The organism is Streptomyces niveiscabiei, from assembly GCF_001419795.1.
Lineage (GTDB): Bacteria > Actinomycetota > Actinomycetes > Streptomycetales > Streptomycetaceae > Streptomyces > Streptomyces niveiscabiei.
Genome location: NZ_LIRL01000031.1, coordinates 1 through 13852 on the forward strand (window position 1 = coordinate 1; position 13852 = coordinate 13852).

Annotated in this window: 11 protein-coding genes and 2 pseudogenes; 7 read left to right on the forward strand and 6 right to left on the reverse strand. The window is 72.3% G+C overall.

The genetic code is table 11. From position 1 onward, the window contains the following. Positions 1-789 (reverse strand): histidine kinase dimerization/phosphoacceptor domain-containing protein (locus AOK24_RS02000; RefSeq protein WP_055718333.1); only part of this gene is annotated, 789 nt, incomplete at its 3' end. A 151-nt stretch (positions 790-940) separates the two neighbouring features. Between AOK24_RS02000 and AOK24_RS02005 the strand changes: the two genes are divergently transcribed. Both AOK24_RS02005 and AOK24_RS02010 read left to right on the forward strand, forming a co-directional pair. Continuing rightward, a complete protein-coding gene (locus tag AOK24_RS02005; protein WP_055718300.1) occupies positions 941-1312 on the forward strand; it encodes a DUF4333 domain-containing protein in 372 nt (123 codons plus the stop codon). A gap of 55 nt (positions 1313-1367) precedes the next feature. Continuing rightward, a pseudogene (locus tag AOK24_RS02010) lies at positions 1368-3095 on the forward strand (FtsX-like permease family protein); the annotation flags it as partial. 33 nt (positions 3096-3128) lie between these two features. Here AOK24_RS02010 and AOK24_RS52455 read toward each other — a convergent pair. Then, positions 3129-3530: pseudogene (locus tag AOK24_RS52455) on the reverse strand (alpha/beta hydrolase); the annotation flags it as partial. A 206-nt stretch (positions 3531-3736) separates the two neighbouring features. On the opposite strand from AOK24_RS52455, the gene AOK24_RS02015 reads away from it, so the two are divergent. Then, positions 3737-4693 carry a TerC family protein gene (locus AOK24_RS02015; RefSeq protein ID WP_055718301.1) on the forward strand — a complete coding sequence of 319 codons (957 nt, stop codon included), beginning with the start codon at positions 3737-3739 and terminating at the stop codon, positions 4691-4693. On the opposite strand, the gene helR is transcribed toward AOK24_RS02015, so the two are convergent. Further along, a complete protein-coding gene (helR, locus tag AOK24_RS02020; protein ID WP_055718302.1) occupies positions 4683-6809 on the reverse strand; it encodes an RNA polymerase recycling motor ATPase HelR in 2127 nt (708 codons plus the stop codon). The genes AOK24_RS02015 and helR overlap by 11 nt on opposite strands. Before the next feature lie 24 nt (positions 6810-6833). Then, positions 6834-8024, reverse strand: coding sequence for a glycosyltransferase (locus AOK24_RS02025; RefSeq protein ID WP_055718303.1), 1191 nt, complete (start codon positions 8022-8024; stop codon positions 6834-6836). Between the two features lie 244 nt (positions 8025-8268). Between AOK24_RS02025 and AOK24_RS02030 the strand changes: the two genes are divergently transcribed. Beyond that, positions 8269-9150, forward strand: a complete 882-nt coding sequence (locus AOK24_RS02030; protein WP_055718304.1) for an LLM class F420-dependent oxidoreductase — start codon at positions 8269-8271, stop codon at positions 9148-9150. 98 nt (positions 9151-9248) lie between these two features. Here the strand turns inward: AOK24_RS02030 and AOK24_RS02035 are convergent, their stop codons facing one another. Beyond that, complete coding sequence (locus AOK24_RS02035; RefSeq protein WP_055718305.1) at positions 9249-9812, reverse strand: NAD(P)H-dependent oxidoreductase; 564 nt, start codon at positions 9810-9812, stop codon at positions 9249-9251. A 121-nt stretch (positions 9813-9933) separates the two neighbouring features. Between AOK24_RS02035 and AOK24_RS02040 the strand changes: the two genes are divergently transcribed. The 3 genes from AOK24_RS02040 to AOK24_RS02050 all read left to right on the forward strand — a co-directional run bounded on the left by AOK24_RS02040 (position 9934) and on the right by AOK24_RS02050 (position 13357). Continuing rightward, positions 9934-10599 (forward strand): TetR/AcrR family transcriptional regulator, encoded by a 666-nt coding sequence (locus tag AOK24_RS02040; protein ID WP_055718306.1) that lies wholly within the window; start codon positions 9934-9936, stop codon positions 10597-10599. A gap of 155 nt (positions 10600-10754) precedes the next feature. Beyond that, the gene (locus AOK24_RS02045; protein WP_107103879.1) at positions 10755-11795 is read left to right on the forward strand and encodes a LacI family DNA-binding transcriptional regulator; all 1041 of its coding nucleotides are present in this window, start codon (positions 10755-10757) and stop codon (positions 11793-11795) included. A gap of 131 nt (positions 11796-11926) precedes the next feature. Beyond that, a complete protein-coding gene (locus AOK24_RS02050; protein WP_055718307.1) occupies positions 11927-13357 on the forward strand; it encodes a benzaldehyde dehydrogenase in 1431 nt (476 codons plus the stop codon). Here the strand turns inward: AOK24_RS02050 and trxA are convergent. Beyond that, on the reverse strand, positions 13354-13770 hold the full coding sequence (gene trxA, locus AOK24_RS45300) for a thioredoxin (protein WP_276206813.1): 417 nt from the start codon (positions 13768-13770) through the stop codon (positions 13354-13356). The genes AOK24_RS02050 and trxA overlap by 4 nt on opposite strands. Positions 13771-13852 lie beyond the last annotated feature (82 nt).

Here is a 13852-nt window from a genome sequence, read left to right on the forward strand (position 1 = left end):
GAGGTCGCCGACGGGGCGGCGGTCGGCCTCGTCGTCGCTGTCGCGCAGGACACCGAGGGTGCGGCGCATCGAGGCGAGCGCCTCGGTGGCGGCGCGCTCCATGCCGGCCAGCACGGGGTCGAGTTCGTCGCGCCGGGTCGTGGCCATCATGCGGGCCATCTGCGTCTGGACGAGGATGCCGGTCACGTGATGCGCCACGAAGTCGTGGAGGTCGGCGGCGATGGCGACGCGCTCGGCGCGCCGGGTCTCGCCGACGGCGACGGTGCGCCGGTAGTCCATGGCCCGCAGGTAGGCGGCGAGCCCGATGAACAGGCCGATGAGGACGAGGACGACGAGCAGGAGCCCGAGTTCCTCGATGACGACCGGCTCCACGCTCCGCAACGGGAGCAGCAGGATCGCCACGACCGCGAGGGCCCCGCAGCCGACGGCCCACCTCGGCGGACTGTGCCGCACCGCGAGGAACAGCACGCACAGCAGGATCGCGACCTCGCCGGGGCCGAAGGAGTTGGAGCCGAGGACGAACAGCGAGCCCAGGGAGTAGAGGACGGAGGCGAGAGCGGGTACGGCGGTGCGGACCTGCGGCGTGAGCCAGTCGGGGCGCCGCGCGGCCGGCCACAGCACGGCGGCCAGGCCGATGAGCAGGACGGCCAGCGTCGGCAGGACGGGCAGCGCGGTCGGCAGGACGCTCGTGCCGTCGGACCCTGCGCTCAGGACGTCGACGGCACAGGCCGACAGCAGCAGGCCGACGGCGAAGCCCCGGAGGAGTTCGCGGGGTGAGACGGACTTCATGCCGATCACGGTACGGCGCCGCGCCGCCTTTCCGGATCGGCCGAACGGCCGAGGCCGGTGGTGCGGGAAATGGCCATTCGGCCGAGGCGGGGGGCCGGTGCCGGGGGCGACGCTGGAGGCACCTTCTCACCACGCACTTCAGGAGCGGTCGATGCAGCACAGCAGATTCCTCGTCGGTGCCCTCGGCGGTGTGGCCGCCGTCGCCACGCTGGGCGGCGTCGCCACCTACTTCATGGCGGACACCGAGTCGACGACGCCGCTGGACGACTACACGGTGGTGCGGGTGGACGGTCAGCGGGCGCTGTCCCCGAACATCGTCGCGGGCCGCACCGAGTCCAAGTTCCACCCGTTGCCCTGGGTCGGCGACAAGCTCACCGGGGTGACCTGCCCGACCGGCCTCAAGGCCGTCGTGGGAGCGAGCCTCACGTGCACGGGCGAGAAGAGCGGCGGCGGGACCGTGCAGATACCCGTACGGGTGACCAAGGCGGACGCGAAGAGCCTGACCTGGAAGTTCGACCGCTGAGCCCCGTCCGCGCCGCGGCGAGTCCTCTCCCCCATCCACAGCCCCCGGAGCCCCCATGCGTTCCTCCGTCCTCCCTCTGACCTGGCATCTCACCAGGGCCTCGGGCCGCCGCGGCCTCCAGTCGCAGCTTCTCGCGGCCGGTGCCGCCGCCGTCGGCTCGTTCCTGCTGCTGGTGATGGTCGCCGCCGCCCTCGGCTCGGGCGCCCGCGCCGACCACACGACCTGGCGCACCCCGCGCGCCGTCGCGGCGCAGAAGGCGACGGCGGTGCAGGCCACGACGGTGACGTACGTCCGCCACGACCCGGTGACCGTCGTGAACCTCGCCCAGCTGCCGGACCGTGCGGCAACGCCCGCGCCGCCCGGTCTGACCGGCTTCCCGAAGCAGGGCGAGATGTACGTCTCCCCCGCCCTCGCCGACCTCCTGGCCGAGCTGCCGAAGGGCCAACTCGCCGACCGCTTCCCCGGGGTGAGGTCCGCCGGCACGATCGGCTCCGCCGGTCTCGCCTCGCCGGACGACCTGGTCGCCGTGGTCGGCCGCGCGCCCGGCGACGCTGCGGTCTCCCCGGCCGCGGGCAACCAGAACTACTACGACGAGAACCTCGCCGAGCGCGCGCTGGTCTCCGGGTTCACCAGCACGAAGGCCAGCGTGTTCACCGGCGGCGACCGCACGTCGGTCCTGCTGGGCGTGATCCTCCTCGTGATGCCGGTCGTCGTGCTCGCCTCGGCCGCCGGACGGCTCGGCGCGGCCCGGCGTGAACAGCGGCTCGCCGCGCTGCGGCTCGCGGGTGCGACGCCCCGGCAGATCCTCGCCATGACCGCCGTCGAGTCGGCCGGAATCGGCGCGGCCGGCGCGCTCACGGGCGCCCTCGCGTACACGGCCCTGCTGCCGGTGCTCGCGCAGCTCCCGTTCGGGATCGGCGCCTGGTACACCGGCCAGCTGTGGGTGGGCCCGTTGTGGTTCGCCGGCATCGTGCTGGCGGTGACCGCGCTGATCACCGTGAGCGCGGTCACCATGCTGCGCCAGGTCGCGACGTCCCCGCTGGGTGTCGCCCAGCAGTCCAACCCGCGCCGTACCCGCGCGATCCGTCTCGTGCTGTTCGTCGGGGTCCTCGGCTACATCTGGTCGACCACGGGTGGCGGCCAGTTGAAGACGCGTGAGCTGATCGCCCTGCTGCTCCTCTTCTACGGCGCGTTCTGGCTGTTCGGGCCGTGGGTCGTGGACCGGCTCGGGCGGATCGCGGGCCGGTACGCCGTCCGTCCGGCGACCCTGCTGGCGGCGCGCCGTCTCAGCGACGATCCGCGCGGGGCGTGGCGTACGGTCAGCGGGCTGGTCCTCGCCGGGTTCGTCGCCGGGTTCTTCTCCATCAGCTCGCTCGACATGGGCGGCCCCACCCACCACGGCCAGGTCGCCGTCACCGCCGAGAACCCCGCCGACGCCCGGAAGGTCGCGGCCGAGGCGCGTACGGCGCTGGACCGGGCGGGTGTCGAGGCGACGGTCACCGTCACGAGCGAGGACGAGTTCGACAGCCTGCTCGGCGGTGTCGACGGCGTGATCGCGAAGGTCTCCGGCGGTCAGGACCGCGTCGACGCGGCCGTCACCGCTCTCACCCCCCTCGGCGGGGGGCGGTTCCCCTTCACCCAGGACTACGTCTCGGCGCCGGACACCACGATCACAGACCGGGTCGCCACGGTCTCCACCGCCACCCTTGTCCTCAGCTTCCTCGTCGCGTCCGCCTCGGCCGGCCTCACCGCCGCGGCGAACGTCCTCGACCGGCGCCGGGTGGGGGTGTTCGGGGGCCAGCCGGTACTCCACCGACACCACGACCAGGTCCAGTTCCCGCGCCCACTCCAGGACCCCGTCCACGCCCGTGCGGTTGTCGCCGAGGACCATGCCGCCGCCGTGGGTGTGGTAGATCACCGCGCGCGGCCGGGCCGGCGGGGGAGTGGTCGGCGTACAGATCAGGAGGGAGATCGAGGGGGCGCCCTCGGGGCCGGGCACCACCCGGTCCTCGACGGTGAACGCGCCGCCGAGGGTGAGGTCGGTCGGGACCATCAGCGCGGGCCGCTCCCCTCGGCGCAGCGCCCGTACGTCCTCGATGGTGATTGTGGGCCCGATGACGTCCTTGATCATCTCCAGCGCTGCGGACAGCTCGGGGTCGAAGGGCGGCGGTGACATCGTCGTCATGGCTACTCCTGAAGTGGGGTGGACTGGAGCCATGTTCCGGCCATAGGGGCCCCGGCGATCCACCGCCGTACGGCGGACGCTGCCCGCCGACCGGCGGGTGGAGCCCGCCGAGCTGGACCGATCGCGTTCCGTGATGATCTGTTCACCGGATCGAAGTGGAAAGAATCCGGCCGTTGAAGGATCATGGCGAATCCCCACAGCCCCACAGCCCCCCACTACCAAACAGGAGTACCGAACCCGTGAACGTCACCCTGACCGTCTGGCTGGTGACCGTGGCCGCCCTGTGCGTCCTGGTCGCCGTCGACTTCTTCATCGGCAGAAAGCCGCACGAGGTCTCCCTGAAGGAGGCCGGGACCTGGACGATCGTCTGGGTGGCGCTCGCGCTCCTGTTCGGCGTGGGCGTCTGGATCTACGGCGGCGGCCAGTCCGCGGGCGAGTTCTTCGCCGGGTACATCACGGAGAAGTCCCTCAGCGTCGACAACCTCTTCGTCTTCGTCCTGATCATGTCCAAGTTCGCGGTGCCACCGCAGTACCAGCAGCGGGTGCTGATGGTCGGCGTCCTGGTGGCGCTGGTGCTGCGCGCCGGCTTCATCGCGGCCGGCGCGGCGATCATCTCCGCGTTCTCGTGGGTGTTCTACATCTTCGGCGCCTTCCTGATCTGGACCGCGTGGAAGCTCGTGCAGGACGCCCGCAAGGGCGGGCACGGGGAGGAGGAGTACGAGGAGAGCAAGATGCTGAAGATGGTCGAGGAGCGCTTCGGCGTCGCCGACCGCTACCACGGCACCAAGCTCTGGATCGAGCAGAACGGCAAGAAGGTCATGACCCCGATGCTGGTCGTGATGCTCGCCATCGGCTCGACGGACATCCTGTTCGCCCTCGACTCCATCCCCGCGATCTACGGCCTGACCGACGACCCGTACATCGTGTTCACCGCCAACGCGTTCGCGCTGATGGGCCTGCGCCAGCTGTACTTCCTGATCGGCGGCCTGCTGAAGAAGCTGGTGCACCTCAGCTACGGCCTGTCGATCATCCTCGGCTTCATCGGCGTGAAGCTGTTCCTGCACGCGCTGCACGAGTCCGGCGTGCACGTCCCCGAGATCAGCATCCCCTTCTCCCTCGGGTTCATCGTCCTGGTCCTCGCGGTGACGACGTACACGAGCCTGCGCGCGTCGAAGAGGCGGGAACTCACGAACTGAGCACGACGAGCTGCCGGGTGGCCCGCGTCATCGCCACGTAGTGGTCGACAGCGCCGAACCGCTCGGGGTCCACGAGGACGACGAGGTCGAACTCCAGCCCCTTCACCAGCTCCGGCGACAGCGACCGCACCCGCCCGCCGTCCCCGGCGTACGCGGGCGCCCCGATGACGCAGGCCGTCCCCTCGTCGTGCCCGGCGAGCCACGCGCCGACCACCGACTCCAGCTCCGGCACCGCCCCGTAGGAGACCGGCACGCCCGAACTCCGCACGGACGTCGGCACGTTCGCGTCCGGCAGCACCGCGCGGATCACCGGCTCGGCCTCCGCCATGATCTCCTCCGGCGTCCGGTAGTTGACGCTCAGGGAGGACAGGGTGACCCGGTCGAACCCGACCCGCTCAAGACGCTCCTGCCACGACTCGGTGAACCCGCGCCGCGTCTGCGCCCGGTCCCCGACGATGGTGAAGCTGCGGGACGGGCAGCGCAGGAGCAGCATCTGCCACTCGGCGTCGGTGAGTTCCTGCGCCTCGTCGACGACGATGTGCGCGAAGGGACCGGCGAGCAGGTCGGGTTCGACGACCGGCGCCTGCGGGGTGGCCAGGGAGTTCTGGAGGTCCTGGCCGGTGAGCATGGACATCAGCATGCCCTCCCAGTCGTCGTCGCCGCGCTGGAGGTTCTCCGTGACCTGCGCCCGGTATTCCCGCTCGGCGGCGGCCTCGGCCTCCTGACGCCGCCTGCGCCGGGACGCGCCCGGGTCGCCGAGCCGCTGCCGGGCGGCGTCGAGGTAGGGCAGGTCGGACACGGTCCACGCGTGCGCGTCCGCGCGCTGGAGGCGCCGTACCTCGTCCGGGGCCAGCCAGGGCGCGGCCAGCCGCAGGTACGCCGGGACCGTCCACAGGTCGCCGACCAGGTCGGCCGCCTCGATCAGCGGCCACGCCTGCGACAGCGCCGAGGTCAGCGGCTCGATCTGGCGCAGCATCCGCTGGAACAGCTGGGGCGAGAGGTCGCCCTCGTACTTGTCCCAGAGGATCTCGACGAGCTTCGCCCACACCTCCTCGCGGCCCTCGTTGTGCGGGGTGCCGGGCTCGGGCGCGTCGAACGCCTCCGCCCAGTCGGCGGCCGTCAGCGGCAGCAGGACGCGATCGAGGGCGAGGGTCATGCCCTCGGCGGGCGGCTCCTCGTAGAACCGCACCGCCCGCTCGACGGCCTTCACCAGCCGCGCCGACTCCTTGAGGCGGGCCACCTCCGGGTCGCCCTCGGGCTTCGCCGTCGCGCCCTCGGCGACCAGGTCGCGCACGATGCACGTCTGCACGCCCTCCTCGCCGAGGCTCGGCAGCACGTCGGAGACGTAGTCCAGGTACGGCCGGTGCGGGCCGACGAACAGGACGCCGCCGCGCCGGTGCCCGAGCCGCGGGTCGGCGTACAGCAGGTGCGCGGTGCGGTGCAGGGCGACGACGGTCTTGCCGGTGCCGGGGCCGCCGTCCACGACGAGCGCGCCGCGCGAACCGGCGCGGATGATCGCGTCCTGGTCGGCCTGGATCGTCGCCAGGACGTCCCGCATCCGCTCGGAGCGGTTGGTGCCGAGGCTCGCGACGAACGCGGACTGGTCGTCGAGCGCGACGCCCTGTTCGAGGCCGTCGCGGGTGAACACCTCGTCCCAGTAGTCGCCGACCCGCCCGCCGTGCCAGCGGTAGCGGCGCCGTGAGAGCAGGCCCATCGGGTTCGCGTGGGTCGCCGCGAAGAACGGCTCGGCGGCGGGGGAGCGCCAGTCGATCAGCAGCCGCCGCCCGTCCTCGCCGGTCAGCCCGAGCCGCCCGACGTACACGATCCCCTCCTCGGTGACCATCCGGCCGAGGCACAGGTCGAGCCCGAACCGGCGCAGGGTGCGCAGCCGCCCGCCGAGCCGGTGCACCTCGATGTCCCGGTCCATGGCGGCCTGCCCGCTCCCGCCGGGCGCCTTGAGCTCGGCGTCCAGCAGCCGCGAGGTCTCCGCGATCGACGCCTTCAGGCTCTCGGCGACGGCCGCGAAATGCCGCTCGTCCTCGGCGACCATCGCCGGGTCGGCCTTCGCGGCCAGCCGCTCCGGCAGGTCGAAGGCGCTGGTGGTGAGGGGGTTCATCAATGACTCCGTACGTTCCGTGGCTCAGCCCGCCACATCGATCAGCAGCTTCGCGGCGACGTCCGCCCCGTCCGCCCGCACCGTCTCGGCAACGGCCTTCGCCCGCACCGCAGTCTCGGGCGCGAGCGCGATCCCGAGCGCCGCAGACAGGGTCTCGTACGTCGGTACGGGACCGTCGTGCGCGGCCCCGATGCCCAGCGCCGCGACCCGGGACCCCCAGTAGGGCTGGTCCACGATCTGCGGGACGACGACCTGCGGCACCCCGGCGAGCGCGGACGTCGTGGTCGTACCGGCGCCCCCGTGGTGGACGACGGCCGCGACCCGGCGGAACAGGGCCTGGTGGTTGATCTCGCCGACGACATGGCAGTCGGGCTCGTCGTCGACCGGCGCCAGCTCGGCCCAGCCGCGCGCGAGCAGCACCCGGCGGCCCTGGGCGCGCACCGCGGCGACGGCCGCGCGGGCGACCTCGGCGGACGCGTCCTTCAGGGCCATGCTGCCGAAACCGACGTACACGGGCGGCTCCCCGGCCGCCAGGAACTCCGTCACGTCGGCCGGCAGGGGGCGGCCGTCGGGCAGGATCCACGCGCCGGTGTGGACGACGGCGCGGTCCGTCGGGGCGAGCGTCTCGTCGGCGGCGAGCCAGGGGCGGTCGGTGAAGACGTGGTCGCGGACGTTCGTCAGGGGTGTCAGGCCGCGCTTGACGCGGTGGGTGTTCAGGGCCTCGCCGTACAGGGCGTCGACCTTCTCGCCGTCCAGGCCCCACAGGACCATGTTGTCCTTCTCGTCCGGCGGGAACGGCTTGCCCGGACGCGGCAGCGGCGGGTAGTCGGGGGACGGGATCGAGGTCGGCTGGAACAGCGCGAACACGTACGGGATCCCGTTCAGCTCGGCCACCGACCGCGCCCCGGCAGGCAGCAGCCCCGTCGCGAGCAGCACGTCGCAGCCCTCGGCCGCCGGGCCGACCGTCTCGAAGTGCTCGGTGACCAGCGCCTTCGCCGTCGCGAAAGGGTCCGGCCTGGCACTCGACACCAGGTCCCGCACCGACATCCCGAACGGCACGACCTCAGCGCCGACGGCTTCCAGCAGCCGCGCGAACTCCTCGTCCGGCGGTACGCACACCCGGACCTCGGCGCCCCGCGCCCGCAGCCGCGCGGCGACGGCGGCGAGCGGCTCGACGTCTCCGCGCGACCCGTACGACATCAACAGCACACGCATTCCCACAACCCCCAGATACGCAGGTGGAACAGGTCAGGTCGGTGATTGTGCGGGACGGAGGGGGCCTTGCCGCAAGGCCCCCCATGCGTTATAACTTGAGCATGGCAAGGAAAGCCGTTCGGCTCCTTGCCTTTTTGCTGCCCTCACTTCTCCCGCAGCTTCCCACGGCTTCCCTTGACTTCGAGAGCGCTCGAAGTCATAGCGTCGGACGTATCAGTGATCGTCCGGTGAGCGGAGACGGGCCATGCACGTCGGTGTGCACATCAATCGTTTCAATCATCCCGGGGGCGGCGGCGCGCTCGGCGCCGAACTGGCCGCAGCGGGAGCCGCGGCGGAAGCGGCCGGGGTCAGCCGCCTGTCGGTGATGGACCACTACTTCCAGATGGAGTTCAACGGCGGCGCCGAGGACCCGATGCTGGAGGCGTACACGACGCTCGGCTACCTCGCGGCGAACACCTCCACGGTCCGGCTCGGCGCGCTCGTCACCGGCGTCACCTACCGCCACCCCGGCCTCCTCGCGAAGATCGTCACCACCCTCGACGTCCTCTCCGGCGGCCGGGCCTGGCTGGGGATCGGCGCGGCCTGGTACGACCGCGAGCACGCGGGCCTCGGCGTGCCGTACCCGGCGGTCGCCGAGCGGTTCGAGCGGCTGGAGGAGACGCTCAGGATCACCCTCCAGATGTGGGACCCCGAGAACAACGGCCCCTTCGAGGGGCAGCACTACCGGCTCGCCGAGACCCTCTGCGTTCCCGCGCCGGTCAGCGCCCCGCACCCGGAGATCCTCATCGGCGGCGAGGGCGAGAAGAAGACGCTGCGGCTGGTGGCCCGGTACGGCGACGCCTGCAACCTCTTCGCCTCGTCCCCGGAGTCCGTGCGCCACAAGCTGGAGGTGCTGCGCGGGCACTGCGAGACCGAGGGCCGGGACTACGACGCGATCACCAAGACGATCACGTACATGGGCGGCGCGGCGGGCGAGGGCGACTCCGAGGCGTTCCTCGCGGACATCGCCGGGTACGGGAAGCTCGGCATCGACACGGTGATCCTCGGGCCGACGGCCGGGAACCCGGCCGGGTGGATCGAGGGGTTCGTGGGGCGGGTCGCGCCCCGGCTCGCCGAACTGGACTGAGCGCGGGCACGCGAAAGGGGCCGGAGCTTCTTCCGGAAAGCTCCGGCCCCACGCGCGGGCCGGGAAGGCTCCGGCCGCTGGTACGGCTGACGCGCGCGTCAGGCGGCGGCGGGCTCCGTCGCGTGGCCGTGCAGGGTGTTGACGACCTCGGTCAGCTGGGCCACGACCTCGGCGTCGTCCGACGGGTGGGTCTCGGCGAAGCGGGTCAGCGAGCCGGGGATGGAGAGCTTGGCGTCCTCCAGGACCTTGCCGCCGGCGATGCCGACGGCCTTGCGGGCCTCGTCCTGCGCCCAGACGCCGCCGAACTGGCCGAAGGCGGTGCCGACCACGGCGGCGGGCTTGCCGGTGAAGGCGCCGGCGCCGTACGGGCGGGACAGCCAGTCGATGGCGTTCTTCAGGACGGCCGGGATCGTGCCGTTGTACTCGGGCGAGAAGAGCAGGAAGGCGTCGGCGGAGCCGGCGACCTCGCGCAGCTTCGCGGCGGCGGCCGGCACATTGCCCTCGACGTCGATGTCCTCGTTGTAGAACGGCACGTCGGCGAGGCCCTCGAACAGCACGACCTCGACGCCCTCGGGAGCGATCTTGACAGCGGCCTCGGCGAGCTGACGGTTGGTCGAGCCGGCGCGGAGGCTGCCGACGAGCGCCAGGATACGGACAGACATGGGTACTCCCAAGAAGTGCGGAACGAAGCTGTTCGGGGATCCGGACCGAGGTCCGTTTAAGGTTCTACCACCCTAACCGGACCGGGGTCCAGTTTCATTCCGGGTGCTTTACGCTGAGTTCATGTCCGCCCTTCTGCCCCCCTTCGTGAGCCCTTCGGACGACTCCTCCGCCGGCCCCGAACTCCTCCAGCTCGAACAGCCGCAGTCCGAGCCGTGCCTGCGGGCGGACGCCGCGCGCAACCGCGCCCGCCTGCTCGACGCCGCGGCCAGACTCGTCGCCGAGCACGGCGCGGCCGGCGTCACGATGGAAGCCGTCGCCGTCGAGGCGAACGTCGGCAAGGGCACCGTCTTCCGCCGCTTCGGCGACCGCACCGGCCTCCTCACCGCACTCCTCGACCACTCCGCGCGCAAGTTCCAGACCGCGTTCATGTCAGGTCCCCCGCCGCTCGGACCCGGCGCGCCCCCCGTCGAGCGGCTCCACGCCTTCGGCCGCGAACTGCTGCGCACCACCCTCGACCACCTCGACCTCCAGATCGCCGCCGAGGCCCCCGCCGAACGCCGGTACGCCATCGGCGCCGGCCGCTTCCTGCACAGCCACGTCGTGCTGCTGCTGCGCCAGTGCGTCCCGGACGCCGACCACGTCCTGCTGGCCCACGCGCTCCTGGGGTACCTGAGCCCGCCGTTCGTGCACCACATGGTCCGCCAGTGCGGCGAGCCCGTGGAACGGCTCGAAGCGGGCTGGAGCGACCTGGTGGACCGGGTGACGCGCACCCCCTGCGACTCCTGAGGCGGGTGTCGCCCGAGCCTGTGGAAACACTGTGTGACGAAGGTCTCGTCACACCCCTGAGACCCTGGTCACAGGGGGTCCCGACCGGCCGGAAAGACGTCGTCCGGAATTCCCCTTGCCCCCCTCCGGCCGCCGCGCGCGCCGGGTCTGCCAAGATGCCGTACGTCATGGTGCAGATACCCAGAACGCCCGTGCCGCCCGCGCCGCGGCCCGTGCCCACCAGCGCCGATGTCGCCCGCCTCGCCGGAGTCTCCCGGGCGACCGTCTCCTACGTCCTGAACAACACCAGCGCGGTCCGGATCAGCGAACCCACCCGCCGCCGCGTCCACGACGCCGCCCGCGAACTGGGGTACGTCCCGCACGCCGCCGCCCGCAGTCTGCGCGCCGGACACAGCCGCATGGTGCTGATGCCCTCGCCGACCGTCGCCGCGGGCCCCCTCTACAGCCAGTTCGTGCACGACCTCCAGCAGTCGCTCAGCCACCTCGGCTACACCGTCGTCCAGTACGGCGCCAGCGGGCTGCGCGGACAGGAGGCCGTGCGCGCCTGGGCCGAACTGCGGCCGGTCGCCGTCCTGGTGCCGGGCACCGGCATCAGCGCGGAGGGCGTCGCCGTCCTGAAACGCGCCGGGGCCAAGGCCGTCGTCGCCCTCGCCGCCGGGCACGTCCCGGGCGCCCACACGCTGATCCTCGACCACACCGACGTCGGCCGCCTCGCCGCCCGGCACCTGTACGAGCGCGGCAGACGCCGGATCGGTGTCGTCGTCCCCGTCGAACGCGGGATGGACATGTTCTCCACGCCCCGGCTGACCGGCGTGCGCGCGGAGCTGGCCGGGACCGACGCCGGGGTCACCGAGCTGCGGATGGCCCACACCGAGGAGTCCGCCGCCGAACTCGCCGCCCGCTGGCCGGACTTCGGGCTCGACGGAGTGTTCGCCTACAACGACGAGTACGCCCTTCCGCTGCTGCGCGCCCTCCAGGACACGGGAGTCCGCGTCCCCGAGGACGTCTCCCTCGTCGGCGCCGACGACCTCCTGATCGCGCGGCTGTCCCGGCCCCGCCTCACCTCCGTCGCCATCCGGCTGCCCGGCGGGCCCGCCCTCGCCGACCTCGTCGACCGCGCGGTGCACGCGCCCGGCACCGAGGCCGAGTACGCGGACGCCATCCAAGTCACCTTGGTGGCACGGGAGTCCAGCTGAATTCGATCCTGTGAATGTGTGTCACGAGCCCTCGTAATTCTGTTCGACGTGGCTAAGCTGTTGCGCGCTCAACCAATTGGGCCCGCCGCCGTACAGAGCTGCTGTACAGAGCCGCCGAACGGAGAGCCGACATGCCGCTGCTCGACCCCTCGACCTGGCTGACCCACCCCGGCGGGGAACACCCCGTCGTCGAAGCCGCCACCGGCGAACGGCTCGCCACCGTCACCCTCGCCGGACCCTCGGACGTCGCCACCGCCACCGAGGCCGCGCACGCCGCCCAGCGCGACTGGGCCGCCGCACCCCACTTCGCGCGCGCCGCCGTCCTGCGCAAGGCCGGTGACCTGTTCGCCGAGCACGCCCCCGAACTGCGCGACTGGCTCGTCCGCGAGTCCGGTTCGGTCCCCGGCAAGGCCGACTTCGAACTCCACGTCGCCGCCCAGGAGTGCTACGAGGCCGCCGCCCTCGCCTCCCGGCCCGCCGGGCACCTCCTGCCCAGCGAACAGCCCCGGCTCTCCTACACCCGCCGGGTCCCCGCCGGCGTCGTCGGCGTCATCGCGCCCTTCAACGCGCCGCTGATCCTCTCCATCCGGTCCGTCGCGCCCGCGCTCGCGCTCGGCAACGCCGTCGTGCTGAAGCCCGATCCGCGCACCGCCGTCTGCGGGGGACACGCCCTCGCGGCGGTGTTCGCCGAAGCGGGGCTCCCCGACGGGCTGCTGCACGTGCTGCCGGGCGGCGCCGAGACCGGGGCCGCGCTCGTCGCCGACCCCCGGGTGCCCGTCCTGTCGTTCACCGGGTCCACCGGCGCCGGACGCGCCGTCGGCGAACTCGCCGGGCGCCACCTCAAGCGGGTCCACCTCGAACTCGGCGGGAACTCCGCGCTGATCGTCCTCGACGACGCCGACCTCGACGCCGTCATCTCCACCGCCGCCTGGGGGTCCTTCTTCCACCAGGGCCAGATCTGCATGACCACCGGCCGCCACCTCGTCCACCGCTCGCTCTACGACGAGTACGTCGCCCGGCTCGCCGCCAAGGCCGACTCCCTCGCCGTCGGCGACCCCCACCGGGAACAGGTCCACCTCGGGCCGCTCATCGACGACGGGCAGCTCGCCAAGGTCCACGGCCTGGTCACCGCGAGCGTCTCCGCCGGGGCCAAGGTCGCCGCCGGCGGCACCCACGAAGGGCGCTTCTACCGGCCCACCGTCCTCGCCGACGTCACCGACGCCACCCCCGCCTACGCCGAGGAGGTCTTCGGGCCCGTCGCCCCCGTACGCCCCTTCGACACCGCCGAAGAGGCCGCCGCCCTCGCCCGCGCGAGCACGTACGGCCTCTCCCTCGGCATCGTCACCCCCGACGTCGGCCGGGGCCTCGACCTCGCCTCCCGCATCCCCACCGGCATCGTCCACATCAACGACCAGACCGTGAACGACGAGGCCGTCGCGCCCTTCGGAGGGGTCGCCGCGTCCGGGAACGGGGCGCGCTTCGGGGGCGAGGCGAACCTCGACGCGTTCACCGACGTGCGGTGGACGACCGTACGCGGGGATACGGCGCAGTACCCGTTCTAGCCCTCGGCGGGCTTGTCCTGCTGCTCCGCGATCGACTTGCGGACCTCGTCCATGTCCAGCTTGCGCGCCTGCCCGATCACGTCCGTCAGGGCCGCCTCGGGCAGCGCGCCCGGCTGCGCGAACACCGCGACCTGGTCACGGACGATCATCAGCGTCGGGATCGACTGGATCCCGAACGCCGCCGCCAGCTCCGGCTGGGCCTCCGTGTCGATCTTCCCGAACACCAGGTCCGGGTTCGCCTCCGCCGCCTTCTCGTAGACCGGCGCGAACGAGCGGCACGGGCCGCACCACTCCGCCCAGAAGTCGATCAGCACGAACTCGTTCTCGGTGACCGTCCTGTCGAAGTTCTCCTTGGTGAGCTCGACCGTGCTGCTCATGGTGTCCAACCTCTTCTGTGGGGATCTCGTGGGCATCCGTCCCGGCAAACACGGCCCGGGACATCGGTATTCCGGGCCCCTACCGCGTTCCTCCTGAGCGAGGGCGGAAGCGGGCCTT

Excerpts from the sequence above, each read along its gene's own strand:
- AOK24_RS02005 (WP_055718300.1), top strand. The coding sequence starts at position 941 with ATGCAGCACAGCAGATTCCTCGTCGGTGCCCTCGGCGGTGTGGCCGCC.
- helR (WP_055718302.1), bottom strand. The coding sequence starts at position 6,809 with ATGAACCCCCTCACCACCAGCGCCTTCGACCTGCCGGAGCGGCTGGCC.
- AOK24_RS02025 (WP_055718303.1), bottom strand. The coding sequence starts at position 8,024 with ATGCGTGTGCTGTTGATGTCGTACGGGTCGCGCGGAGACGTCGAGCCG.
- AOK24_RS02030 (WP_055718304.1), top strand. The coding sequence starts at position 8,269 with ATGCACGTCGGTGTGCACATCAATCGTTTCAATCATCCCGGGGGCGGC.
- AOK24_RS02035 (WP_055718305.1), bottom strand. The coding sequence starts at position 9,812 with ATGTCTGTCCGTATCCTGGCGCTCGTCGGCAGCCTCCGCGCCGGCTCG.
- AOK24_RS02040 (WP_055718306.1), top strand. The coding sequence starts at position 9,934 with ATGTCCGCCCTTCTGCCCCCCTTCGTGAGCCCTTCGGACGACTCCTCC.
- AOK24_RS02045 (WP_107103879.1), top strand. The coding sequence starts at position 10,755 with ATGCCGTACGTCATGGTGCAGATACCCAGAACGCCCGTGCCGCCCGCG.
- AOK24_RS02050 (WP_055718307.1), top strand. The coding sequence starts at position 11,927 with ATGCCGCTGCTCGACCCCTCGACCTGGCTGACCCACCCCGGCGGGGAA.
- trxA (WP_276206813.1), bottom strand. The coding sequence starts at position 13,770 with ATGCCCACGAGATCCCCACAGAAGAGGTTGGACACCATGAGCAGCACG.